This window comes from Sphingomonas sp. Leaf62, assembly GCF_001421915.1.
In the GTDB taxonomy this organism is placed as follows: Bacteria; Pseudomonadota; Alphaproteobacteria; order Sphingomonadales; family Sphingomonadaceae; genus Sphingomonas.
The window spans coordinates 87,101-110,399 of record NZ_LMLN01000013.1 but is presented as its reverse complement, the minus strand read 5'-3'; the positions used below and the strand labels follow the sequence as shown (position 1 = coordinate 110,399).

General features: G+C 63.9%; 18 protein-coding genes. 9 read left to right on the top strand and 9 right to left on the bottom strand.

All coding sequences use genetic code 11. The annotated features are described in order from the left end of the window. The first annotated feature begins 98 nt into the window (after nucleotides 1-98). From ASE91_RS08375 to ASE91_RS08335, 8 genes are all read left to right on the top strand, one after another. Nucleotides 99-1,283, top strand: coding sequence for an outer membrane beta-barrel protein (locus ASE91_RS08375; RefSeq protein ID WP_056624913.1), 1,185 nt, complete (start codon nucleotides 99-101; stop codon nucleotides 1,281-1,283). Continuing rightward, the gene (locus ASE91_RS08370; RefSeq protein WP_056624908.1) at nucleotides 1,283-2,071 is read left to right on the top strand and encodes a polysaccharide biosynthesis/export family protein; all 789 of its coding nucleotides are present in this window, start codon (nucleotides 1,283-1,285) and stop codon (nucleotides 2,069-2,071) included. Before ASE91_RS08375 ends, ASE91_RS08370 begins: the two co-directional genes overlap by 1 nt. Nucleotides 2,072-2,132: 61 nt before the next feature. Beyond that, nucleotides 2,133-3,671 carry a lipopolysaccharide biosynthesis protein gene (locus ASE91_RS08365; protein ID WP_056624905.1) on the top strand — a complete coding sequence of 513 codons (1,539 nt, stop codon included), beginning with the start codon at nucleotides 2,133-2,135 and terminating at the stop codon, nucleotides 3,669-3,671. Then, on the top strand, nucleotides 3,668-4,747 hold the full coding sequence (locus tag ASE91_RS19930) for a cellulase family glycosylhydrolase (protein WP_056624902.1): 1,080 nt from the start codon (nucleotides 3,668-3,670) through the stop codon (nucleotides 4,745-4,747). The genes ASE91_RS08365 and ASE91_RS19930 overlap by 4 nt, the downstream gene beginning before the upstream one ends. Beyond that, the gene (locus ASE91_RS08355) at nucleotides 4,744-5,862 is read left to right on the top strand and encodes a glycosyltransferase family 4 protein (RefSeq protein WP_056624899.1); all 1,119 of its coding nucleotides are present in this window, start codon (nucleotides 4,744-4,746) and stop codon (nucleotides 5,860-5,862) included. The genes ASE91_RS19930 and ASE91_RS08355 overlap by 4 nt, the downstream gene beginning before the upstream one ends. Nucleotides 5,863-6,122: 260 nt before the next feature. Then, nucleotides 6,123-7,412, top strand: coding sequence for an exopolysaccharide biosynthesis polyprenyl glycosylphosphotransferase (locus ASE91_RS08350; RefSeq protein ID WP_235530385.1), 1,290 nt, complete (start codon nucleotides 6,123-6,125; stop codon nucleotides 7,410-7,412). A gap of 114 nt (nucleotides 7,413-7,526) precedes the next feature. Next, nucleotides 7,527-8,084: an acyltransferase gene (locus tag ASE91_RS20945; protein WP_321163787.1), complete on the top strand. Its 558-nt coding sequence runs from the start codon at nucleotides 7,527-7,529 to the stop codon at nucleotides 8,082-8,084. A gap of 135 nt (nucleotides 8,085-8,219) precedes the next feature. Further along, nucleotides 8,220-8,684 (top strand): PilZ domain-containing protein, encoded by a 465-nt coding sequence (locus ASE91_RS08335; protein WP_082453905.1) that lies wholly within the window; start codon nucleotides 8,220-8,222, stop codon nucleotides 8,682-8,684. Nucleotides 8,685-8,688: 4 nt separating this feature from the next. Here ASE91_RS08335 and ASE91_RS08330 read toward each other — a convergent pair whose 3' ends face one another. The 4 genes from ASE91_RS08330 to ASE91_RS19290 form a co-directional block, all read right to left on the bottom strand. Beyond that, complete coding sequence (locus tag ASE91_RS08330; protein WP_056624891.1) at nucleotides 8,689-9,999, bottom strand: hypothetical protein; 1,311 nt, start codon at nucleotides 9,997-9,999, stop codon at nucleotides 8,689-8,691. 148 nt (nucleotides 10,000-10,147) lie between these two features. Beyond that, complete coding sequence (locus tag ASE91_RS20080; protein ID WP_056624888.1) at nucleotides 10,148-12,115, bottom strand: M10 family metallopeptidase; 1,968 nt, start codon at nucleotides 12,113-12,115, stop codon at nucleotides 10,148-10,150. Continuing rightward, the gene (locus tag ASE91_RS08320) at nucleotides 12,115-12,555 is read right to left on the bottom strand and encodes a hypothetical protein (protein ID WP_156357738.1); all 441 of its coding nucleotides are present in this window, start codon (nucleotides 12,553-12,555) and stop codon (nucleotides 12,115-12,117) included. Before ASE91_RS08320 ends, ASE91_RS20080 begins: the two co-directional genes overlap by 1 nt. 182 nt (nucleotides 12,556-12,737) lie before the next feature. Beyond that, complete coding sequence (locus ASE91_RS19290; protein ID WP_156357737.1) at nucleotides 12,738-12,959, bottom strand: hypothetical protein; 222 nt, start codon at nucleotides 12,957-12,959, stop codon at nucleotides 12,738-12,740. 315 nt (nucleotides 12,960-13,274) lie between these two features. Here ASE91_RS19290 and ASE91_RS08315 point away from each other — a divergent pair, with 315 nt between their 5' ends. Continuing rightward, on the top strand, nucleotides 13,275-14,087 hold the full coding sequence (locus ASE91_RS08315) for a hypothetical protein (protein WP_056624885.1): 813 nt from the start codon (nucleotides 13,275-13,277) through the stop codon (nucleotides 14,085-14,087). Between the two features lie 598 nt (nucleotides 14,088-14,685). Here ASE91_RS08315 and ASE91_RS08310 read toward each other — a convergent pair. The 5 genes from ASE91_RS08310 to ASE91_RS08290 all read right to left on the bottom strand — a co-directional run bounded on the left by ASE91_RS08310 (nucleotide 14,686) and on the right by ASE91_RS08290 (nucleotide 23,152). Then, the gene (locus ASE91_RS08310) at nucleotides 14,686-18,411 is read right to left on the bottom strand and encodes a Calx-beta domain-containing protein (protein WP_082453904.1); all 3,726 of its coding nucleotides are present in this window, start codon (nucleotides 18,409-18,411) and stop codon (nucleotides 14,686-14,688) included. Nucleotides 18,412-18,555: 144 nt separating this feature from the next. After that, on the bottom strand, nucleotides 18,556-18,777 hold the full coding sequence (locus ASE91_RS08305) for a hypothetical protein (protein ID WP_056001864.1): 222 nt from the start codon (nucleotides 18,775-18,777) through the stop codon (nucleotides 18,556-18,558). 168 nt (nucleotides 18,778-18,945) lie between these two features. Further along, nucleotides 18,946-20,871, bottom strand: coding sequence for a cadherin-like domain-containing protein (locus tag ASE91_RS08300; RefSeq protein ID WP_235530384.1), 1,926 nt, complete (start codon nucleotides 20,869-20,871; stop codon nucleotides 18,946-18,948). Nucleotides 20,872-21,296: 425 nt separating this feature from the next. Continuing rightward, nucleotides 21,297-22,886: a hypothetical protein gene (locus ASE91_RS08295; RefSeq protein ID WP_056624879.1), complete on the bottom strand. Its 1,590-nt coding sequence runs from the start codon at nucleotides 22,884-22,886 to the stop codon at nucleotides 21,297-21,299. Then, nucleotides 22,886-23,152, bottom strand: coding sequence for a spike base protein, RCAP_Rcc01079 family (locus ASE91_RS08290; protein ID WP_056002344.1), 267 nt, complete (start codon nucleotides 23,150-23,152; stop codon nucleotides 22,886-22,888). Before ASE91_RS08290 ends, ASE91_RS08295 begins: the two co-directional genes overlap by 1 nt. Nucleotides 23,153-23,299: the final 147 nt, after the last annotated feature.

Sequence of the window (23,299 nt, the reverse complement as noted above, 5' to 3'; positions counted from 1 at the left end):
GCCCGTATCGTAACGGTCGCGTACGGGTTTTGACCGGACGATCGGAAAGTCATAGAGCGGTTGGCCGGGTGCGTCGCATCCGACAGGGAGTTCGGGGAATGAAGGGTCCAGTCGCCATCGCCGCGACCGCTGGCGCGGTCGGCCTTGTCATGGCCGCGGCACCCGCGCGGGCGCAGGAAAACAAGTTCGACCTGTCGCTGGCGTTGGTCGAAACCTACGACACCAATATCCTGCGCCTGGGCGAGCAGCGGACGAACCAGCCGACCGACAACCTGTCGACCGCACCCCGGCTGACGCTGGATTACAGCCGGCAGCTGGCGCGGCAGCGGATCTTTGCCAATGGTTATGCCGGCTATGTGTGGAACAACCGGTTCGACTTCCTGAATCGGCAGGATATCGCGCTGACCGGCGGTGCCGACATCCGCGTCGGGCCGAAATGCCGGGCGACGGTGCTGGGTACCTTCGTTCAGGCGCAGTCCGATCTGGAGGATCTGGGCGTCGTCATCAGCAACGTCGCGACGACCACCGATTATTCGATCGCCGCCAGCTGCCCACGCCCCTCCGGTTTCTACCCGATCGCCTCGGCCGGATATTTCAAGGTCGACAATGAACGCCGCCAGCTGCGGAACCAGAACATCGTCGATGGGCGCGTCGGCATCGGCTACAGCTTGCCCAGTCTCGGCACGGCGCAATTGTTCGGTGCGTTCTCGACCATCCGCCGCGCGCGCGTCTTCGATACGCCCGAGGGGCCGGTCCGCGACGTGACGCAGATCCGGTCGGCCGGTCTGCGCGTGGGGCGCGACGTCGGTACCCGGATCAAGGCGAGCGGTGAGGTCGGCTATACCTCCGCCGATCCCGCATCGCCGCAGGCGACGCCGTTCAGCGGCATCACCTACTCGATCAACGCATCCTATACCCCGATCTCGCGATTCGTGCTGTCGGCCGCGTTCGGCCGGTCGGTGTCGGCGCGCGGCAACCTTGGCGTCAGCTATATCCTGCGGGATCAGGTCGACTTCGGCGCACGGCTGACGGTCAGCCGGCGGACATCGTTCGGCGCGAGCGTCCAGCTGTCGCAGCGCGATTACAAGGGGGAAGACCCGTTGTTCGTCGCGGAGCCGCGCCTGTCCGATACGCAGCTTAACGCTCAGGCCGATGTCCGCTACCGATTGGCGCAGCCGATCACGCTGGAACTGGCCGCCCGGTACCGGCAGCGTACGGCCGAAAATGATTTTTACGATTATGACAGCTTTGCCACGACATTGCGGGCGATGCTGAGCATATGATGGGAAAGGATATGGGGATGAAGGCGTTCGTCAGTCTGGCCATCGCGATTGCGATGCCGTGCGCCCTCGCGCAACCCGCCGCCGGGCAGGCGACGTGGGATGGATATCGGCTGGGGGCCGAGGACCAGATCGAAGTGTCGATCTATGGTCAGGGCGGTTCGGTGACCAAGACCCGCATCAAGTCCGACGGATCGATCACCCTGCCGCTGGTCGGCCGGGTCGAGGCGTCGAATCGTACGACGCAGGCGCTGGCCAGCGCGATCCAGGAACAGCTGCGTCGCGGCGGTTACGTCAACGATCCGATCGTCAATGTCGAGATCGCCGAATATGCCAGCCGCACGGTCACCGTGCTTGGCGAATTCGCCAAGCCGGGGGTGGTGCCGCTCGACCGGCCGACCCAGCTGAGCGAACTGGCGGCGCGGGCGGGCGGTCTGCGCGAAGGCGGGTCGGACATCGTCGAGCTGCGCCGTGACGGCAAGGTGACGACCTATAGCCTGACCCAGATCGCGCGCGGACAGCAGCCCGATGTCACGATGCAGCCCGGCGATGCGGTCTATGCGATCGCGGCGCCGCAATATTATGTCTATGGCCAGATCGGCAATGCCGGCGCATTCGGGATTGCGCCGGGCATGACCATCCGTCAGGCGCTGGCCCGCGCCGGCGGCCCGACCCTGTCGGGGTCGGAGCGCAAGGTGACGCTGTATCGCGGCGGGCGTGAGCTGGAGGCCGAACTGGCCGCACCGGTCCTGCCCGACGACGTGCTGTTCGTCCGCGAGCGCATTTTCTGATCCGGGCGGCGGGCGCTCGGTTCGGGCGTCCGCCGACCCGTTCGCACCGGCCCCGCGATCGATGAGCGACGACAGCCGTATCGACGATCGGGACCCGTTGGCGAATGCCGGTCCGCCGGGGTCGATGAAACGCACCCTGGCGGCCGGGGCGGGGTGGACCACCGCCCTGCAACTGACGTCGAAGGCGATCGAACTCGGCTTCACCGCCGTCCTTGCCCGCATCCTGTTCCCGCGTGACTTCGGGGTGATTGCGGGCGCGACGATCTTCATCGAACTGGCGCTGTTGCTGGCCGAGGTCGGAATCGGCGCGACGATCGTCCAGATGCCGGGGCTGACCCGCGACGACGTCCGTGTCGCCGGCACGCTCGTGTTCCTGAGCGGCATCGGGTATTTCCTGCTGGCACAGCTGTTGGCCCCGCTGGCGGGTGCGTTTCTGAACATCGATGGCGTGACCGAAGTCCTGCGGGTGCTGGCGCTGGTGTTCGTCATCCAGTCGTTCGGGATCGTGCCCGAAAACCTGCTGGTCCGCCGTCTCGACGTGCGGCGGGTGATGATCGCGCAGGTGCTGGCGCGGATCGTCGGGACCGGCGGGGTCGGCATCGCGCTGGCATGGCTCGGCTGGGGCTATTGGGCCTTGGTGGCGGCGGCGCTGGTCGAGACGGTGGTCAAGGCGGCGTGGCTGGTCGCGATCGTCCGTCCGCCGATGCGGCCGCTGCTGACCCGCGCCGGTACGAAGCGGCTGATGGGGCGCAGCGCCGGTTTCTCGGTCGCGCGCATCCTGAACTTCTTCGCGCTGCGTTCGAACAATCTGGTGGTCGGGCGGACGATGGATGCCGCGGCGCTCGGCATCTATTCGCGCGCCTTCAACCTGATGAGCGTACCGTCCGAACTCTATACCCGCATCGCCGAACGGCTGGTGTTTCCGGCGATGGCACAGGTGCAGGACGATGCCGTGCGGTTGCGGGCGGCGTTCCTGCGCGGGACCGAACTGACGGCGGCGATCGGGATGCCGATGTCGGCGTTGCTGGCGGTGCTGGCTCCGGAAGTGATCGAGATCATTCTGGGATCGCGGTGGGCGGCGGTGATCGGGCCGTTCGCGATCCTGTGTTCGGCAAGCTATTTCCGCCTGGGTTCGAAGATCGGCGGATCGCTTCAGCGGGCAAAGGCCGCGACCGGTGCGATGATTACGAACCAGATCGTGTATCTGGCGATGGTCGTCGGCGGTGCGTTGATCGCCTATCCCTATGGTATCGAAGCCGTCGCACTGGCAGGGAGCATCGCCGTGGTCGCATCCTATATCATCATCAACGTCAACGCCTGTCGCATCGCCGGCGTCGACCTGCGCGCGTTCGTCGGCAGCCATCTGCACGGCGTGCTGCTGGCGGTGCTGGGCGTCGCGGTCGTGCTGCCGGTCGTGGCGGCGTTGCGGCGGGCGGCGGTACCGGCGGTGGTGACGCTCGGCGTCGCCGGGGCGGTGCTGGTAGTGATGGCGCTGTTGCTGTTCTGGTGGCGGCCGCGATGGTTGTTGGGGGATTTTCTGGTGTCGCTAATGAACGATGCAGCCCGATCCCTTGCCCGGCGGCGGGGGGCATTGTCGTGACGCGTGCCGGTTGGCTGCTGGCCGCCGTGATGTTGGTCGCGGGATGCAACGGGCAGGGGGAGGCCCAGCCCAAGGATCCGCCACGCCGTCCCGCGCCGCCACCCCGCTTCGGCGTCAATCTGTCGGGGGCCGAGGGCAAGGAGAGCGATGCGCCGCGCCCGACGCTGGCCGATGTGCGCAACGCCGTCGACCGGCTGCGCTTCGGCCTGATCCGCTACCCGTTCCGCCCGAGCCGGATGACGCCCGACCGGGTCGAGGAGCTGAAGGCGATCGCCGCGTTCACGCGGTCGCGCCGGGTACCGCTGATCCTCGACAATCACAATTCGCGCTGGAACCCGGTCGGCGAGCAGGTCGCGTTCTGGACCGATCTGGCGCGCCAATTCCTCGACGACGGGTCGGTGATGATCGATCTGGTCAACGAACCCGGCAATGTCGAGTGGATGCAGTGGGCCAGCGAGGCCAAGGCGGTGATCGCCGGATTGCGCCGGGGTGGCATCCGCCATCCGATCCTGCTGCAATGGCCGGGATATTCGGGCATCCAGCGTTTCGACAAGCATGAGCGAGCGGACGGCGCGTGCCAGAGTGCCGGCTGCGCGCTCGATCGCACGCCGGGGCTGCTCGACCCGATCGACCGCACGTTCCTGAACGGCCATCGCTATTTCGACTCGGATGGTTCGGGCACGAAGCGCGATTGCACCAACGACAAGGGCGAGCCGCGCACCGACAGCGGCTTCGACCGGTTTGCGAAGCAATTGCGGCGACGCGGCCTGCGCGGGTACATTACCGAATCGGCGTTCGGCAACTATGCTGCGGTGCCGCCCGGCTGCGTGGCCGTCGGAGCCGATGCCGTGGCGCAGCTGCGCGCGAACAGCGACGTGCTGCTGGGCATCACCTGGTGGGGTGGGGGCCGGATGTGGCCCGACCGTTATCTGTTCAAGATCGAATGTTCCAAGGACGATCGACTGACCTGTCCTCCATCGGAGTATCAACGGATGCTGAACCCAGCCCTTTCCGCCGGCCCCGGACCGATCCCCGGACCCGACTTGCGCACCGGCGGCGCGGAGCCGCGTCCATGAGCGCCGATCGCCCCCTGTCGATCGTCCATGTCGTTCGCCAGTTCCATCCCGGGATCGGCGGCATGGAGGAGTGCGTCCTGCAACTGGCGCGATACCAGCAACGCGACGGGCATGGCGTGCGCGTGGTGACGCTCGACACGATCTTCGACGACGATGCGACGGTCATGCTGCCGCACCACGACGCGATCGACGGGATCGAGATCCGCCGGGTGCCGTGGAAGGGGTCGAAGCGCTATCCGATCGCGCCGGGCGTGCTGCGCCATCTGAACGGCGCGGACATCGTCCATGTCCATGGCGTCGACTTCCTGTTCGACTATCTGGCGCTGACCAAGCCGATCCATGGCCGCACGCTGGTGCTGTCGACCCATGGGGGGTTCTTTCACACGCAATTCGCCGGCAAGATGAAGCTGCGCTATTTCGCGACGGTCACCCGCACCGCGATGCGGGCCTATGCCGCAACCGGGGCATCGAGTACACAGGATTACGACCGGTTCCAGCAGATCCATCCGCGCAATTTGCGGCTGATCGAAAATGGCGTCAGCCTCGACAAGTTTCGCGGGCTGGCCGATCCGTCGGCGCACACGATGCTCTATTTCGGCCGGCTGGCGCCGAACAAGGGGCTGTTCGAACTGCTGCCCTGGTTCGCACGGGCGCGCACGGTCGATCCGGCGTGGCGGCTGGTGATCGCAGGCAAGCCGATGGGCGTGGAAGCGGCGGACCTGCGCGAGCGTGCCGCCGCGGCGGGCGTCGCCGATGCGGTCGAGGTGGTGGTGACGCCGACCGATGCCGAGATCGCGGATATCGTGCGCCGGTCGTCGGTCTACGTGTCGGCATCGAGCTATGAAGGGTTCGGCCTGGCGGCGATCGAGGGGGCATCGGCACATCTCTACCCGGTACTAAATGCCATTCCCGCGTTCGAACGGACGATCGAGACGATGGGGTTCGGCCGCATCGTCGATTTCACCGATCCGGCATCGGGCGCGGCGTTCGCGCGGGACTGGTCGACGATCGACCGGCCCGATCCCGGCGCGCTGGATGCACTGCTCGACGCACGCTTCGGCTGGCGGGGGCATGTCGATGCGTTTTACGACTTGTATCGCGCCGCCGGGAAGTAAAGAGATGGTAACGCTTTTACCGTAACGCCATCTGTACAACGCCTCGCACCGGACTTGCGCCGCAAGCGCAACTGATCCATGGACACGCGGCGCATGCACGGGCTTCAAGACCAAGACCAATTACAGCCGTTAACGGCGTATAGCGGACATCGGGGATCAGGGTGACAGGAATACCAGCCGATTCCGGAACGGATATTGCTGGCGCGGCCAGAAGTTCGCGTTTCTGGCTGACCCCGCATGCGCTTCGCCTGCGCCTCTATGTGATATTGCTGGCGCTGGACATCGCCGCAATCGCGTTCGGCTTCCTGTTGCCGAGCCACTTGCTGAAGTCCGATTTCAAGCTGTTCGAGCTGCTGACGTTGACGGCGATCGTCTATACCGGAATCGCGTTCAATTCGGGCGCGTTCTCGCTGCGGTCGGCGCAGGACGTGTCGGTCGACACCGCGCCTGCGGTCCGGGCGCTGCTGTTCACTTACGGCGTATTGTTCCTGCTGTCGTACTTCCTGAAGCTGGAGCGCGATCTGTCGCGCCTGCTGATCGGGATCGCGATGGTCGTCGGCACGCTGACGCTGGTCGTGTTCCGGCAGATCGTCGCGATCTATGTCGAATCGCGGCTGCGCGACCGGTTGCTGGTGCAGATGCTGATCCTCGACGGAGCGGACATCGCACCGCTTCCCGGGTACCGGGTGGTCCGGGCCAGCGATATCGGTCTTGTTCCCGACCTGCGCGATCCGGCGATGCTCAACGCCTTCGGTTCGCTGATCCGCGAATGCGAACGGGTGGTGGTCGCCTGTTCCGAAGGGCGCTGCCAGGACTGGGCGATGCTGCTGAAGGGCGCAAACGTGCGCGGTGACGTGGTGGTCGATACGATCTCGCATTTCGGGGCGCTGGGCGTATCGCATATCGGCGATCGGCCGACGCTGACCGTGTCGGTCGGGCCGCTGTCGCTCCGCGATGCCTTTGCGAAGCGGGCGTTCGATCTGGCGGTATGCGTGCCTGCGCTGATCGCGCTGGCGCCGGCGCTGTTGCTGACCGCGCTGCTCATCAAGCTCGACAGCCCGGGTCCGGTGCTTTTCCGCCAGCGGCGGGTCGGGCGCGGCAACGAATTCTTCGACATTCTGAAGTTCCGCAGCATGCGCGTCGAGAATTGCGACGCCGATGGCAACGTGTCGACCAGCCGCGACGACGACCGTATCACCCGCGTCGGCTATTTCATCCGTCGCACCAGCATCGATGAATTGCCGCAGTTGCTGAACGTGTTTCTCGGACAGATGAGCATCGTCGGTCCGCGTCCGCACGCGCTGGGCTCGCTGGCGGGTAATCACCTGTTCTGGGACGTGGACACGCGGTACTGGCATCGCCATGCGCTGAAGCCCGGTATCACCGGTCTGGCACAGGTGCGCGGCTATCGCGGGGCCACGAACCATGTCGAGGATCTGACCCGCCGGTTGCAGGCCGATCTGGAATATGCCGCCAACTGGTCGTTCTGGCGCGACGTCACGATCCTGGCGATGACCGTCAAGGTCGTCGTGCATAAAAATACGTATTGAACCAATATACTTATCGTTCGTTCGCCATGAATGGGCGGGGGAATTGATTTGAGTGTATTTTCGCGCGCGGCACCTCTTCTCCGGCTGCTGCTGCGGTTGCGACCGTTCGCAACCTTGTTCGCAAATCTGCGTACGCCGTTTCGGGTTCTGATCTACCGGCGCGCGCGGCTGTCGATCGCCGGACCATTGAGCGGCAAGGGGCGATTGGCCATCGGCAAATGCTGGCCCGGGCAGGTGTCGCGCGGGACCGAAGTCGCGGTGCGGCCCGGCGGCGCGATGCAGGTCGACGGCATCTTTGCCTTGCATCGCGGTGTCGAGATTCGCGTTGGAAAGGGCGGGCGGTTGACGCTCGGCAGCGGCTATCTGGCCGACGACGTGCGGATCGATTGCCATCAGGCGGTGACGATCGGACACCGCGTCGCGATCGCCGCGCGGACCGTCATCATGGATACCGATCATCACGACCTGACCGGGTCGCGCGCGCGGACCGCGCCGGTGGTGATCGGCGACGATGTCTGGATCGGGCTGGGAGTGATGGTGCTGAAGGGCGTGACGATCGGATCGGGCGCGGTGATCGCCGCCGGATCGATCGTGGTCCGCGACGTCGCGCCCCGCATGCTGGTCGCAGGTAGTCCGGCGCGCGATATCCGGCCGGTAACCTGGTCGATATAATAACTAAATTTGATGGTGAACAATAATGGCGCAATGATTTACTCGCCGTTTACCAATTATCGCTTAGTAACCATCAATTCGATCTCCGCAGAAAAGCTTTGGTAAGACCTGATCCGCTATCTGGTGTGCAGCCAGATGGAGGATGCCATGAGTCTTCAGGCACGCATAATTGAAGAACAGTTTGTCGGTCGTCGCGATGACGATCGTGTATCGGTCGGTCGTGCGTGCGTGTTGCGCGCTGCGGGGCGTCCGCCAGTGCATAGCGCACTGCTCGACCTGACCCGACACGGATGTCGTATCCGCACCGGCCATCCGCTCGGCGTCGGTGAATCGGTCTTGCTGGGCCTTGCCGGGGTCGGCACGGTCGAGGCGACCGTCGTGTGGGGCGAGGGTACCCAATATGGCTGCGAATTCATCGGGGCGTTGCCGTCAGGTGCGGTGTCCGACGCGACTCGCGTTAATGTCATCAGTTTCGATGTCGCACCCGCTGCACAACCGTTCAAATGGTCGCCCCGCCAGCGGTTGATGACGCTGGCGGTCTATGCGGCGACGCCGTGGCTGGCGATCATGGCGGCGATCCATTTGTTCCGGTCACACTGACCGGTCAACCGGCGGCGGCGTGTCGTCGGGCCATGCGCTCGCGCGGTGTCAGTCGGTGGGCCTCGGCCTGCCGGCGCGCCCCTTCGTCGTGCGCCGACAGATAGGTTGCCCGGCAATAGCCGAGCAGCAGCCAGAGCAGCGGTGCCGACTTCATCGAGAAGGTGCCGGTGCCGCCGACCAGCAGCCAGACATAGATGTACAGCGCGGACGCCCATGCCGCCCGTCGCGACATGTCCGAATTCTGAGGCACGACGACGATCAGATAGGCCCAGTAGACGAAGGCACCCGCGAGTCCCATCGACGCGATCACGAAGCCATAGCCGGTATCGCCGGTCCGCGCGATGAGCGCGGGTACGCCGAACAGGAAATCGCCGGCAGTATAGGTTGTCAGATAGCGATAGGTCACGCCGAGCCGTCCGACCGGATCGTCGCCCGACCGCCACGGGATGAACGCGAAGAGCAGGAAGGTCGCGCCGATCGACACGACCGGGATCAGCCCCTGCCAATAGCGCGGCAGGCGCGGAAACAGGAAATACCCGATCAGGAACAGCGGCGCGAGCAGCGCCGACATGCGCGCATTGTTGGTGACCACGATCAGGAACACGGTCGCCAGCGCCAGCGCCCGTTCGGCGATGCTCAGTCGTTGCCACAGGGTGCACAGATACACCATGATGACGATCGAGAAGCAGTTGATGCTGACCTGTTCGAGAAAGATCGACGAGGTGCGCGGCCCGTCATACAGGCCGAAGGTGAAGCGCCCGCTGTAGGAGATCGTCCCGATCGCCAGCGAATTTTCGTCCATGAATTCCTTGACGACGAAACCGCGCGTCTTGGTCAGATAGCTGGCTGGCTGGAAGATCGAGGCATAGGTGTCGACGCTGCTGATTTCGAGCAGCAATACGCCCAGCGCGATCCCGCAACTGACCGCAAAGGCGATGCGGACCATCCGTTCGTTGCAACGAATGCCGAGGATCGTGAAGGCGGCGATGATCAGCGCGTTGCGCACCCCTTCGATCATCGGGCGTTCGAACACCATCGATCCGACCATCGCGACCGCGACGATCCCGGCGACGAACAGCAGCGGCGCCATATCCTCGCGGCGGATGCCGTCACGGACGAACGACAGACCGATCGCGCTGACGATGATCAGCAGTTCGGCCGCGATGACGATCGCATTGTTCATCGGTGCACCGACCGCAGCGACGGCGGCGAAGATGCCGTTATAGGCGATCGCGAACGGCGGGATCAGCGTCATCGTCCAGCGCAGCGCCGCCGAGTCGCGGCCGGTGCCGGCCTGAAGTGCGACGCGGTTCATCGCGCCGCCGCGTGCTTATGGCCAAACGTCACGGCGATCGATCCCTTCCCAGCGAAGCTCCGCCAATAGCAGAGCCTTGGCCGGTTTGCGAAGGGGGGAAGGGGGTGGCGCGATCCCGCATCGGGGATCGCGCCACCCCCCTTGGTCTTCAGACGTCGACGCTGCCCATGCCGACGCTCGAACCGACGGCGCTGTAGATATAGAAGCGCAGCCCGTTCTGTTCGATCATCGCGTCGAATTCCAGCGCCCGCGTGCCGGAGATGGCGACGGTGCCACCCATGCCCGACAGGTCGAGGACGCCATCGTTGAAGCGGATGATGCCGTCATCATTCCCGTCGAACAACGCCGTCGTGGTGACGATGATGTCGCGCGCGGTGAAGCTCAGCGAGTCGTTGCCGAGCCCGGCGATCGGGTTGGCGGTATCGAAGAAGAAGATGTCGCTGATCTTCTTGTTGCTCGACGATTTGAGGACATCGTCGCCAAAGCCGCTTTCGGCGACCTGCTGGTTGCGACCGGCGACCGGGCGAACGCGGGCGTCGCCATAATAGAAGGTGCCGTCGATGCTGCCCATCAGGCGCAGCCCGGCCGCGCCGTTCGCACCGGCCAGCGTGGCCGCATCGCCATCGCTGGTGTCGAGGGCCAGCGGGCCGCCGCGCCACGTGACGATGCCGTCATTGTTATTGTCGCGAATCGCCCGATCGACCGCCAACACGTCGCCGCGTTGCCAATCGGTCACCGTATCGACGCCCGAGACGCCCGAGGTTCGCAATTCGAAGATGTCGCGTCCCGCACCGCCGGTCAGCTTGTTGGCGACCTGGTTACCGATCAGCCGGTCGTTGCCGCCGCCGCCGATCGCATTCTCGATCGTCACGCCGTACGCGATCGAAATATTGTCCTTGTACAGGCCGCTGGTCAGGCCGAGGTCCTCACGCAACGCGGTATAGGCGTCGAACGTCGCCTGCGAACGGGCTGCCAAACCCTGCGCGGCGCGATTGGCATTGACCTGTTCGAGCGTCAGGAACGCCTCGATCCCGCCACCCGACGAAAACGCGCCGGCGTTCAGGTCGATGACCGACGGCGTGTTCCAGCCCGAGAAATCGAGCGTGTCGTTGCCGCCGGCGTCGTAGACCGAGACGATCGGTGCCGCGTTCTTTGCAAAGTCGTACTCGGCGCGGTTCGCGGTCGAATTGAAGCCATAGACGGTGTCGCCGGTCCGCGTCGTCCGGTCAGCGCCATAGATTTTCTGGATGGCGACGATGTCGTGAACCATCGGGGTCGACGCATAGCCGAAGCGGAGGTTGGCCCAATCGATATGCTGCGCGCCGGTTTCGTAGGCGTCGAAATAGCTCATGATCGAATATTGCGCCGAATCCTGCGCATAGGCGGCGTCGTTGGCATAGGTGATCGGATCGGGCTGGCCATCGCCGTCGTCGTCGTCGAGCGCGTCGTAATTGCCCGGATGGCTCAGCCCCAGCGAGTGGCCGAGTTCGTGGATGATCGTCGTCTTGGCATAGAAGCTGTCGCGCGCCGGAAAGAAGTTCGAGCTGACGAAGCCGTCGATCCAGACGTCGCCACTTAGCCGGCCATAATCCTCGAACCCGTCCTGGAGCGCCTCGGCGTCGAAGATGTTGCCGAACGGCAGATAGGCATAGGCCTGCGCACCACCGGTAGAGGTGTTACCGAAGGTGATGTCGGCATTGTACGACTTCGTTTCCTGAAAGCTGATCGCGATCAGATCGTCCCACAGGGCTATACCCGCGCGTGCCAGGATACGCTGATCGGCATTGAAGGCCGAAAAATCGTCGCTGTAGTACGCCTCGTTCAACGCGATCGTACCGGTCGCGTTGACGTAATAGCTGTTCGCCAGTTCCTCCGCGCTGTTCCAGAACCCGAAGTTCAGGACCCCGTCGCTCAGTTCGCCATAATTGTTGTAGGTCCAGTTCCAACCCGAACGGGTCAGGATGTTCCCGGCCTGGGTCGCCGTGGCGATCGGCTTGTTCGCATAGGTCTGACCCGCGAACGGATCGAGCGACAATGATTCGACGACATCGTCGGCACCACCCAGCGGCCAGTCGCGTTCGACTGGCGTGCCCGGTACCAGAGCACTATTCTCCATCACTCTATCTCCCCTGTAAGTCGGTTATCCGGTCGTACGCCGCGCCATGGCAGCGCGCGGTCCAGCGCGCGTTCGGCGAGGGAAGCGAAATCCTCCCTCTCGCCGGCGACGATCGCCGGACCGTTCCATTCCCCCTGTGCATCGTCCATCACGATAGATGGCCGCACCAACAGCGTGATCGCCGGTTGGCCATCGACCGGCGTCAGATCGGCGGTGATTTGCACACGCGACCGTTTGGCCGCGTCGGTGCCGTCGATCGGCACCGGCGCGCCTCGCCGTGCAGTCGCGACCAGCGTCGCGCATTGTTCGGGCGTGGCAGCAACGCAGGTCAGTCCGACCGACCTGACCCCGCGCCACAATGGCGCGGCGATCGAGCGTTTCGACATGGCGGCGGCGAAGCTGGACAGGGCGGGTGGCATGGCATTCGGCAAATCGGGCAACGCTACGCTCCCTGTACAACTGCGCAGATGATGCGCGGATTGGGGCACTGCGCAAACTGATAATTAACGTTTGTTCATCAAACACCCGCAATTGTGACGAAAATGGCACAATACTGTTCCGAAGCGGGAAAGTCGGCACAGTTTCGACATTGTGCGCCGCCGCAACCGACTTGCATCCGGCATCAGTTCTCGTAGAGCGATGCCGGGGAAAACAAGGGGTCCATGTCCGAAACGACTGGGCAGGGTTGGAGATCGTTGTAGCGCCGACAATGTCGGTAACGCGACGTCGCGAGCGCGCATCCTTCCGCACTTGGCTGGAACGGTCCGACGGTTTCGATGGAAACCGCAATTTCGGCAATGGTGCTTTGTGCCCGCTGTTCCAGCGTTTTGTCAAATAAAGCCATAGTAAAAAAATCAGCTCCGATCTGCAGCTGGTTCAGGTCGTCGCACGTTTGCGGCGGCCGAACGAACCGAAACGGATCGATACTTCATACGACGTAGAAACGATCGGTTGCGGAACGTCGCGTCGTCCTGCGTCAACAAAATTAGAACGTTAATCGCTGTCCTAAAGCTGGATCGGCAGGATTCCTGTTCATGTCGAAGCCTTCATAATTCATTGACGGTTCACGACAATCTACGTAAATGCCTTCTTAAGCACGGTGCGCCTTCAAACGGCGGGCGTGCCGAACGACTTTTTTAGTACTCAGGGAGATAACGTCATGGTTGATACGGTTCCGAAGTTCCGCGACAACAGCAATCTGATCTCGACCGCCACGAAGGTCGACATCGCGCTCAACAACACCGCCGACACCTATAACGGCAGCGCCGGCGCGACCGCGTTTGTGTTTCAGGAAGGCAACGCTGGCGACGACACGCTTCTGGGTTTCGGCAGCAATGATTCGATCCTGAACTACAAGAAGATCTTCGACGGCAACAACGACGGCTTCATCCAGTTCGGTCCGAACGGCGAACTCGACATCGACCGCGTGAGCCGCAAGAATGCCGGCAACGACCAGATCCAGGTTGGTGGCGACAACGGTCCCGTCACCGAACTGCGCTATCTGGGCAGCAAGGGCGCTCCGGGTGACCTGCACGTCTATGCCAACTCGGCGACGCTGAAGAACTTGTGGATCTCCGAGTTCGGCGGTCGTGACAATGTCATGGAAAACAAGGTCGGTAACGAAACCTATGATTTCGCGGGCGGCAACAAGACCCTGCTGATCGACAACGCACTCGGCCTGAACATGGGTCAGGACGTACTGACTAACTTCGGCGCGGGCGACAAGCTGGTCACCACCGCCAAGCTGTTCGACAACACCAGCAACAATGTCGTCGGTTTCGGCAAGAACTTCGTTCTCGACGTTTCGGGTTCGATGGGTCCGCAGTCGACCGATCCGACGACTGGCCCGGGTGGTCAGATCGATTTCTCCACGCCGGATATCACGAAGATCAAGTACACCGGGTCGGAAACGATCAACGGCGTGACCTACTACGTGTACGAAGCACCCGACGCTTCGACCCCGCCGCTCTAAGCGGACGGAAAGTCGTCGCTTCTGCGGCGATCGGTAAGGGAGGCGCTGGCGAAAGCCGGCGCCTCTTTTTTTGTGCGGACGATGGGTCGATCGAGCGCCGACCGATCGCCGGGATGGCGGCCGTGCTGCCGTATTGCATCGAGCATGGACAATCGTTTCGGTACGATCGCGCCCATGGCCAGCACGCGAGCCTGCACCTGCGTGAAAGACGTCCGCTCACCATTCCCGGATGGCGTGCGAGGTCATGCCATCGGTTTCGATCAGGGCGAGGGAGCACGATCCGGCGCATATTCGCTGTGGGCGGCGTGCCGACCCGAATAGTCCGGGAACGCCGGCCTTATGCTTGCGGTATTGGCAGTAGAGCGGTCTCCGACCATGTGAACCATCGGCCTCGTCTTGCGAGTGACCGCTGGGCGGCGGGCCGCTTTCGTGTTCACGGTGGTGTTGCTCGTCCGTCGCGATGCTCCGGCGTCGCTCGCCGCTCGCACCCTGCCGCAAATCGAAATCCGATACCCCAACCCGATCGGAAAATGGCTTTGGACGAAAAAAGGGGCGGAGCCGCGAACCGGTTCCGCCCCTTCGTCGTTGCCCGGGCCGATCAGAGCAGCGCGAGCGCCTCGACCGGATCGGTGGTCGAGCCGACCGCGCTGTAGATATAATAGGCGACGCCGTTCTTCATCAGCATGCCGTCATACTCGATCGTACGGACGCTCGATCCGTTGACCGCTTCGATCGCGATCGAACCGCCGCCCGACAGGTCGAAGACCTTGTTCGAGCCGGCACCGATCATGCCGTTCTTGTTGTTGTCGCGCAGGCGGACGGTGGTGACGATGAAGTCTTCGGACGAAAAGTCCTTGATCCGGTCCTTTCCGCCGGCCCCGGTCGCGTCGTAGAAGAACGCGTCGCTGCCGGCACCGCCCCACATCGTGTCACTGCCGGCCCCGCCGATCAGCAGGTCGTTGCCGTCGCCGCCGAACAGCTGGTCGTTGCCGGCCAGCCCCTCGATCCGGTCGTCGCCGCCAAGCCCCTCGATCCGGTCGATCGCGGCAGTCCCGCGCAGGCGTTCGCCGAAAGTGCGGAAGTCGAACTGGGCGAGCGCGGGATCATGGTCCGACAATGCCGGGTTGTTGCCACCGCGGTTGTTATAGCCGGTGTTGATGTGGACGACGTCATAGCTGGCGACCGCGCCCAATTGCTGGTCGACGATGACATGATCGATCGCCTGCGACCGGCCATCGAACATATAGGTGTAGCGCTCAGCCTCGGTCAGCTCGGTCACGGTCAGATTGTCGAACCGTGCGCCACCTGCGCGGGCATCGCCGTTGGCGTCGACATAACCGGTCGCGGCTTCCATCGCCCGGTTGAAGTAGAATTCGTTCCAGTCACCGCCCGCGACAATCCGGTTGTCGGACGATGCCGACTGGATCGTATCGAGCATGTGCCAGACGTCTTCGGCGATGGCGTTGCGCTTTGCCCAGCCGGCATTGGTCGGCTGACCATTGTCGATATTCTGGTCGAGCTGCCAGAATTCGCCCGATCCGCCCTTCGACGGCAGGTGGTTGGCGGCGACATAGACGTCGTTGCCGGCAAAGCTGAACTGGCCCAGCAGCGATTTGCGGGTGTTGGTCCAGTCGGCACCGTTGATCTGGCCAGCGATCTGGCTGTCGTCATGGCCGATCCGGTCGCCGGCATCGCGCACACCGTCGCCGATCCGGTCGGTGAAGGCACGGCGCTGTTCGATCGTCGCGTCGGCGGCCAGGTCGCCGAGCTGCACGCGGTTGGTATTGTAGAGGAAGCCGACGCGAATATTACCGTTGGGTTGGCCACCTTCGGCATTATAGACCGGCAGTTCGTCGACCCACTGATACCGCTGTCCCGTCGCCGCGTTGACCGCGTCGACCAGCTTCTGCCACGTCAGCGAGGCGTCGGTACCGGTCGAGGAGGTACCATCACCCGCGGTCGCGCCGTTATTGTCCTGGATTTCCTCGATCGTCAGGATATCGGGCGTCTTCAGATTGACGGCGATGGCATCGGCGATCGCGGTGAAGCGCGCGTCGGCATCGGTCGCGGCAAGGTTTTCGACGTTGAACGTGCCGATGGTCAGCGCGCGGGCATCGGCGACGATCGTCGTCACCTCGCGTACCGGCGTCACGTCTTCCTTGATCGTCACCGGATCGGTCACGAACAGCTTCAGGTCGGTAAAGTCGAATTCGACGATGCCGGTCACGTCGCCCAGCTTGTCGCCGGCCGATGCGGCGGTGACGAGATCGGCCGGTGCGGCGGTGGCGAAGTCGGTGAAATCGAGTTCGAGGATGTCGGGATTGGTGTCGCCGTCATGGATATAGCGCCCGCCCGAACGAACGTCGTCGCGGGTATCGGCAGTGTCGGGCGGCGACAGCTTCGGGTCGCCACCGATCGTGTAGCCGCCGCGGCTGTTGATCTGGTCGGCATCGGCGTGGACGGTCGAATAGGCTTTCATGAACGGCTTGCCGCCCGACACACCTACGAAGCCGTCGGCGACGACCATGTCGGGCACGGTGACCCGCATCCCCTCGATCGTTTCGAAGAAGTCGAGCGCGTCCTTGGCCGGATCGAACCCCGCACCGCCGACCGAATCGAAATAATTGGGGACTTCGTCGGTCAGGATCGCGCTGGGGATCGCACGGCCGGGCGATCCATCGAGGATCAGGGTCGGCAAATCCTGGTTGCTGGCATCCACGGTGATGCCGCTGACGCCGGTCAGCACGGTGCGCGGCATGTTGGTGAACGCCTGATATTCCATCACCTGCGCGGTGACGGTCACGAGGTCGCCGACCCGCAGATTCGGCGCAAGCGCGGCCAGCGTCGTTCCGACGTTGCGGTCGTCGCGGGCCATCACGAAGATCCCTTCGGACGTCAGCGCACTCATATCCCAGTCGGCGGTTTCCTCGGTCAGGTAGAAACCCTGCCGCGCGCCGGTGCCGTCGAGGGCGGTCACCACCGCCTGCACGGTAACGGTGGTCGTCGACCGGATATTGAAGCCACCGACCCCTTCGGCCGCGAGGACGGGGCTGAAGAACGCCGCGCCCTGTACGTCATGGATGCGGAACAGGTCGTCGTTGACGATCGTCGCTTCGCCGAGCGAATCGGTCAGCGTCGCACCATTGGTGGCATCGGACAGCGCCACGTAGAATTTCTCGTTGCTTTCGCGAACGGTGTCGCCATTCACCGCGATCGAGATGGTCGCCGTCTGCTGACCCGCGGCGAATTCGATGCGGCCGTCGGCACCGACGAAATCGCTGCCCGCGGTCGCGGTGTTGCTCATTGTTTCATACGCGACCGAAAACGCGCCATCGCCGCCGGTGCGCGTGACGGTGAAGGTCGCCAGCGTCTCGCCCGAATCACCCTCGACCACCGAAACATCGCCGATCGAAACCGATGGCGCGGTGCCATCGTCGTTGACGATTGTGCCGGTCGCCTCCGCATCCCCGATCGTCGCGCCGCCGGTGGCGTCGGTCAGCGTCAGGGCGATCGTCTCGTCCGATTCGCGGACGGTGTCGCCCGCGACCGTGATGGTCACGGTCTTTTCGGTCTCGCCAGCGGCGAAGGTCAGCGTGCCGGCAGGCAACGACCCGACGACATCGTCGGCATCGGCCGATCCGAAGGTCGCGGCATAGTCGACGGTGACCTCGCCGTCGCTGCCACCGTCGCGGGTGACGGTGAAGGTCAGGTCGGTCGTGCCGGCATCGCCTTCGTTCACCGATACATCGGCGACTTCGAACGCACCGGCATTGCTGCCGCCGCCGACATCGAAGCCGCTGGCATAGGTGACACCGGCAGTATCGTTGGTGGTCCAGTTCTTCGCATCGGCGATCGCGGAGAGGATTTCCGCGCGGGTGCCGGTCGTCGGGCCGGTATAGGCACCGTTGTCGTCGCCGAATGCCAGCGCATCCGCGCCGGCGGTCAGGCCGGTCGGCACCGCGCTGGTGTTCGAACTCGTCGCGTCGCCGGCGAACGCCGTCTTGCCGTCGGCGAAGTTCAGCGCGAACAGGAAGGTCGGATTGGCGGCGCTGCCGGTATAAGCGAGGATCTGATCGCCGCTCGCGGACGGATTGAGCGCCCCGGTCAGCCCGGAAATAGTCACGACCGTGCCGATTTTCGCATCGACAGGCACGGTATAGGAGACCGTCCCTTCATTGGCACGGAAACCGCCCGCCGCCAGCCAGCCATTGTCGGTGAAATAAAGGGTCTGCCCGGCCAGATCGGCCAGCAGGACGAATGCGAACGACTTTACACCGGCATCGGCACCATAGCCGACCAACGCGATATCTCCAGCAACTGCCACGCCATGTCCCCTTGTGATGTGTCCACTGGGTAGGGTGGTTACATGACAGCGATATTAATTTCCCGTAATCATATTGAAGGATGTCTCGCCCGGTCGCCGGCGGCGATCACCATGACGGACCGGGAGAGGCCCGGCCCGGCCGCGTTACGCGCTGAAACAATCGTGCATGAACGGCGGGATCGTCTGCATCCACACGCTGGCGAACGGGGTAGCGGCCTCGCCATGCGCCGCCGGAGCGGTCGCGCTGATCGCCAGTACCGCTTCGGCAATGGCGCGCACTTCGCTGGGCGCAAGAATCTCACTGACCGGGTCGCCGCCCATCAGTTCGACTTCGGCAATGATGGCGCAAAGATTATCGAGATGCATGGCTTCCTCCCACCGGTTCCCCATCGATAGCCTGTAAAGGTGAAGAAACGATGTGCCAAATGAACGCGGCGATTGTCGTTAACATTTTCGCGCGTGCAGCACCACGCTGAACGGCAAAACGCCGGCCCCGTGTGGGACCGGCGTTCGCTTGTGTCCCTGTGGGACCGTTCAGAAGCTCAGATCGCTCGCGTCGGTTCCGGTCGATCCAACCAGCGAGTAGACATAGTAGGTCAGCCCGTCGCGGACGACCAATCCGTCGAATTCGAGCGAGTCGATCGCGGCACCCTTGGTATCGCTGACCAGCAGCGAGCCGGTGTCGCCGGGCAGCGCGAACTTGCCACCGGTGGCGCTGATGATGCCGTCGCTGTTGTCGTCGGCCAGCTTCGTGGTCGTGACGACCAGATCGTGCTTGCCGAAGTTGCCGATCGTGTCGCTGCCCAGGTCGAGGCCGTGGTTGGTGTCGAAGAAGAACACGCTCTTCGACTTGTTGCGGGCGTCGCCCATGAAGGCGTCGTCGGCGGTGGTACCTTCCTTGGCGCTCTTCGGACGGGCGCTGGCATCGGCATAGACCGCATGGCCCGCATCGTCGGTGCCGAGGAAGCGCAGCTTCGACACACCTTCGATCACGACCGTATCGCCATTCCTGCCGCCGTCGATCGACACCTTGCTCTTCGACAGGGCGATGATGCCGTCATTGTTGCCGTCGTACAGCTTGGCATCGGTGACGAAGAGGTCGCTCTTGCCGAAGCCGACGATGCGGTCCTGACCGGTGGCGGCAGCGTTCGAGAAGTGGAAGACGTCGGCGCCGGCGGTACCCGTCAGGATTTCGTTGGCGCTGGCATTGCCGTTGACCACCGATGCGGCCTGCAGCAGGTCGAGGAACGGGTCGGTCGAAACCGGCGGCAGGACGATGGGGTCGGCGACCGGCGGCACAACGATCGGGTCGGCGACGGGCGGTTCCTCGATGACCGGGGCGGCTTCGATCGTCAGGCCGACGGTGGCGTTCGACTTGTGCACGCCATCCGATGCGGCATAGGTGAAGCTGTCGCCGCCGCTCCAGCCGGCGTCCGGGGTGTAGATGAACGAGCCGTCGGCCGAGAACTTGATCGTGCCATGGTCCGGACCGTCGAGCAGGCTGGCGGTCAGCTTCTTGCCCTCGGGGTCCTTGTCGTTCGACAGGACGTTGCCGGTCACCGCATTGTCCTGGTCGCCGTCAAAGGCATCGGCCACTGCTTCGGGAGCGAGGTCGACGACGACCGGCGCCTTGCCGGCGTCGATCTGCGCGATCGTCGCCTTCAGATTGTCGGTGACGCCCATGTACAGCGTGATCTTGGCCGATTCGCCGGGCTTCAGCGTGCCGAGGCCGAAGGTCAGGTTCAGCGTCTGGTCGACCGTCTTGGCATATCCCTGCGCCTGCGACGCGGCCGTCGATGCATAGGGGTCGAGATTGACGAAGCCGTAGAAGGAAGCGGTCGCCCGCGTGTCCTGCGAATACAGGAAGAAGGGGGTGTCCTTCTGGAGCATCGCCGTAACCAGCGCGCCGTCGCCCTGCTTTTCGATCTTGTTCGCGGTGTCGTACTTGCCGGCCTGATCGGGATCGGCGGTCCGCATGTAGCGGACATCGTTCATGGTCGTCGCCGAATTGTTGGTCAGCGTGACGTCGATCTTGATGTACTTGGCGTCATTGGCCAGCGTGATGGTCTGCGCGACGCCCAGATTGTCCTTGGTCGCGCCGTTCCAGATCGCCTTGCCTTCGGTTTCGGTGCTGGCATCGCTCAGCTTGCCGTTGATCTGGTGATAGCCGGTCAGCAGCTGGTTGCTCTGCACGATCTTGTTCGAACCGATCGTGTAGCCGATGTTGAAGCCTTCGATCGAACGACCCTGCAGCAGCGCGTCGTCGAGCGTGGTTGCGTTGCCCTGACCGAACCCGTCGAGGTCGGCGAACATGCCGACGCGCAGGAAGCCGCTGTCGGCGTCGGTTGCAAAGCCCTTGGGCGCGTTCTTGGTAGTGCCAAGGTTGCCATCGGCGTTGATGCCAATGCTCAGATAGGTGCCCTGAAGATGAAGTTCGCCGTTTGCGACTGCGCTGTTCATGGTCATCGATTTTCCCCGCCGAAAATGATTGTGAAATCTCGGTGGAACTCGCGGTGAGCAGTGTTTGTCTGCTTCGCAAACCCAAGGACCATAAACACCGAATCCCTTTTCCGATGTTCTAAAGTACTAGGTTATAAGGATGTTTACCGAAGATTGTTGGACGCCCGAACGACGTCAGATTTTCGTGAACTCTGGAACTCCAGCGTCAAAACTGCCGATTTCCAGCCTATTGCGTGTATCGTCGTGATACGGCAGATGGTGGATCGGCCATTTACCTTGGCGACCAAGTACAGGACTAAATGTCGTTCATCGACGGCAGTACACCGGTGACCGCCAGCGTAACGAATTCTGTCTGATCGGGGGACGCTCGTCCCTGCATGGGACAAGCCGGCGCTGGCCGCCCGTGCCGCGCGCCGGCGCGTTCGTCACGGCATATAGGTCAACAGGCGATTTCGCGCCGGATTGCCCGAATTCGTTGCGCCGTCATTGGCGATCCACAGCGAATTGCCGTGGATATGAACGCCTTCGACCGATTCGGCTCCAGTCAGGACGTCGATCACGATCTGATTCGGCCCGCCATAATCGCCGGTACGAAGGCGAAGCAGCGATCCGGCCGCGCCGTTCGCGCCAAAGCTGACGACGATATCGCCGATCGCATAGTCACCCTGCGCTGCATCGACGACGAACACATGGTCGCTGTTCGCGGGCAGTTCGATGGCGCCGGTGCGTGGCCGACCCTGCCGATCATAGAGTATCAGCTCGTTCTGGTCGCGTACGATCCAGAAACCGTCGCGCCGCGAATCAAAGGCGATGCCGTTGTCGCCCGGCAGGACGAGGGTCGGCGCGCCCGCCAGCGCGGCCGTCGCCGGATCGAAGCTCGCCAGATAGGTCTTGTCGCCGCTGCTGCTCGCCTGTTTCAGCAGAAACCAGATTCGTCCCGTCGTCCGGTCGCAGGTCATGCCCTGGCACGATCCGGTAAAGTCGCTCGACAGCCCCAGCCGGGTCAGGTCGAATTCCTCGTCGATCGCCGACAGGTCGGGCTTCATCCGGGTGAACAGCAACGCGGTCCGGGTCGGTCGGCCATTACCCAGATACCAGCGACCGGCCAGATCACGGGTGATGCCGGTGACTGCCATGCCGCTGCCGGCGACGATCGGTGCCGATCCGTCGGGCAGGGCGATGCTTTGCGTGGACGACAAGGTCCGGGTGGTCGGGGCGGGCAGGGGATTGACGCCGACATCGCGCATATAGCTGGCCAGTGCCGCCGCCAGCATCTGGTGCTGCGCATCGGACAGCGTGCCGCCGGCGACGAACGCGCAGAATTGCCCCTCGGAATAGATGTCGTTGGTCAGCCCCAGTCCGATCGTCGCCGATGCCGGCGCGGTCGACGGCGCCGAACTGGTGCTGCCGGTCACTCGACCGTTGATGATCTGGCGCAATCGCGACGAACTGCTGCGGTCGATGGCGGTAAAGCCATAGCCGGTTTCGACCGTGCCGCCCGCAACCAGCGTCGTTCCGTTCAGTCGGCCGGTGCTGGCGTTGCCGACGTTGCGCGGGTTGATCAGCAGCGAACTGCCGGTGATCGTGCCGATCGGGGCCGCGGGATTGCGCGCGTCCTTACGCGTCCATGCGCCCACCATTGCGGCGTTCCGCTGGAACTGCGTACCCGAAACCGGCGACAGCGCGGTGTCGATCCAGTCGTCCAGCCCGTCGCACCAATAGCCGCGATCGGGCACGAACACCGGCGCGCCACCGCCGATCGCCGCGTCGCGCCGGCCGGTCCAGTTCAGCAGCGCCGCTTTCGGACCATGCGCGGCGAGGATCAGCACGGTATCCAGCCGGCTCCAGATATCGGCATCGATCAGCGCGCCGATCAGCCGGTCGATCTGCACCATCCGGTCGAAGGAGGGCGGCGGGTCCATCCGCGCGATCAGGTCGCGGGTCGCGCCACGCCACGCGGGCGTGGCCCTGCGCCGCCCGCGCGATGCGGCGATATTGAAGGCGAACCCCAGCATCAGCCGAGCGCCACGATCGCGGTGGCGGTCGTTCCGGTCGAGCGCACGAACTGCGCCCGCACCGGCAGGACGCTGCCCCCCGGTACCGCGCTCAACACGATGTCGGCACTGCTGTCGACGCAGCGCAACGTCACGTCACCGCCGCCGCCGATATAGAGCGCCTTGGGCAGACGGAGCAGCGGCGCGCTGTCGCTCGGCGTCACTGCGGTGGCGGTGCGGGCCGGACCGACCGGCGAATCGGTGAAGGACTGGAACGGATCGGACATGAACATTCTCCCGCTGATGATCCGGGTGGATCGTTCATGGTTCGTTCCACAAGTCGCAGCTTGTAGGAAAGTGTTTTTGCGAAGCCACGGTCGGACGGAGCATGCTTGACGGGTATCGGATCGAGTCCCGCCTGTGCGCGGAAGGGC

What these genes read in the sequence shown, in the direction of transcription:
- ASE91_RS19290 (WP_156357737.1), bottom strand. Translation starts at nt 12,959, where the DNA reads ATGGCTTTATTTGACAAAACGCTGGAACAGCGGGCACAAAGCACCATT.
- ASE91_RS08295 (WP_056624879.1), bottom strand. Translation starts at nt 22,886, where the DNA reads ATGCTGGGGTTCGCCTTCAATATCGCCGCATCGCGCGGGCGGCGCAGG.
- ASE91_RS20080 (WP_056624888.1), bottom strand. Translation starts at nt 12,115, where the DNA reads ATGGAGAATAGTGCTCTGGTACCGGGCACGCCAGTCGAACGCGACTGG.
- ASE91_RS08315 (WP_056624885.1), top strand. Translation starts at nt 13,275, where the DNA reads ATGGTTGATACGGTTCCGAAGTTCCGCGACAACAGCAATCTGATCTCG.
- ASE91_RS08300 (WP_235530384.1), bottom strand. Translation starts at nt 20,871, where the DNA reads ATGAACAGCGCAGTCGCAAACGGCGAACTTCATCTTCAGGGCACCTAT.
- ASE91_RS08375 (WP_056624913.1), top strand. Translation starts at nt 99, where the DNA reads ATGAAGGGTCCAGTCGCCATCGCCGCGACCGCTGGCGCGGTCGGCCTT.
- ASE91_RS08305 (WP_056001864.1), bottom strand. Translation starts at nt 18,777, where the DNA reads ATGCATCTCGATAATCTTTGCGCCATCATTGCCGAAGTCGAACTGATG.
- ASE91_RS08290 (WP_056002344.1), bottom strand. Translation starts at nt 23,152, where the DNA reads ATGTCCGATCCGTTCCAGTCCTTCACCGATTCGCCGGTCGGTCCGGCC.
- ASE91_RS08330 (WP_056624891.1), bottom strand. Translation starts at nt 9,999, where the DNA reads ATGAACCGCGTCGCACTTCAGGCCGGCACCGGCCGCGACTCGGCGGCG.
- ASE91_RS08370 (WP_056624908.1), top strand. Translation starts at nt 1,283, where the DNA reads ATGGGAAAGGATATGGGGATGAAGGCGTTCGTCAGTCTGGCCATCGCG.
- ASE91_RS08365 (WP_056624905.1), top strand. Translation starts at nt 2,133, where the DNA reads ATGAGCGACGACAGCCGTATCGACGATCGGGACCCGTTGGCGAATGCC.
- ASE91_RS08335 (WP_082453905.1), top strand. Translation starts at nt 8,220, where the DNA reads ATGGAGGATGCCATGAGTCTTCAGGCACGCATAATTGAAGAACAGTTT.
- ASE91_RS08355 (WP_056624899.1), top strand. Translation starts at nt 4,744, where the DNA reads ATGAGCGCCGATCGCCCCCTGTCGATCGTCCATGTCGTTCGCCAGTTC.